The organism is Streptomyces sp. 8P21H-1 (assembly GCF_013302945.1).
Window position 1 is genome coordinate 1 of sequence record NZ_JABTYA010000189.1, and the last position, 943, is coordinate 943.

Annotated in this window: 1 pseudogene; it reads right to left on the reverse strand. The window is 76.6% G+C overall.

Going from position 1 to position 943, the window contains the following annotated elements:
• Positions 1-943: pseudogene (locus HO151_RS03090) on the reverse strand (hypothetical protein); the annotation flags it as partial.

Sequence of the window (943 nt, forward strand, 5' to 3'; positions counted from 1 at the left end):
CGCCACCGCGCGAAGGCCGCCGCCAGCCGCCGGTGCCGCGCGGCCCACTCCCGCGGGGACCGGCGCCGCTCCAGGCGCAGCATCGGCGCCCGTACGACGTCGTGGTACCGCACCCGTGCCCCGCGCTCCGTGACGAACGGCAGCCCGGTCAGCCAGTCGTACAGCGCGTCCGCCTCGGCCTCGTCCGGGTGGTCGACCAGGACCCGGAACACGTCCGCGTCCAGTTGCCGGGGCAGCGCGCAGGTCCGGGCGACCCGGCGGCGGGCGTCGTCGGTCTCCCACTGCAGGAACCGCTTCACGGCGGTGACGCTCGGGTCGCCCACGCCGTCCGGGTCGCCGGGGCGGGTCTCCGCGAGCGTCGACACGAGGACGGGCAGGCCGCCGGTGAGGCGCAGCACCTCCCTGACGACCGGTTCGGCGACGACCCCCTTCCCGGCGAGGAGGCCGCGCGCCTCGGATTCGGTGAACGGCGCGAGCGGTACGTCCGCCACGTGGCCCGCGCCGCTCCAGCGGGCGGTGTCCAGGGGCTGCTGCCCCGCGGTGACCACCACGACGGAGGCGGGCAGTCCGCCGTCCGTCTCGTGGCGCGTGACCAGGTCGTGCAGCCACGGGTCGAGGAACGGTCCGGTCCGTTCGTACGCGTCGAGAAACAGGACGACGGACGCGGAGGCGGTCGCGGAGGCTGCGGCTGCGGCTGCGGCTGCGGTGTGCAGTTCGCGCAGCAGGACGGGGGTGAGCACCCGCTCCGGGGACATCACCAGTTCGATGTCGTCGGGGTTGCGGAAGCGGGCGCTCAAGCCGGCGCGCAGACGGTCCGCCTCCTGGGCGAGCAGGTCGGCGGGGAGGACGCTCGTGAGGAGGCCGGCACCCGGGACGACGGCTTCGAGGGCTGTGGCGCCGAGCCCCACGGCGGCCCGGCTGCCGGCCGACGGGCCCGGGGGCG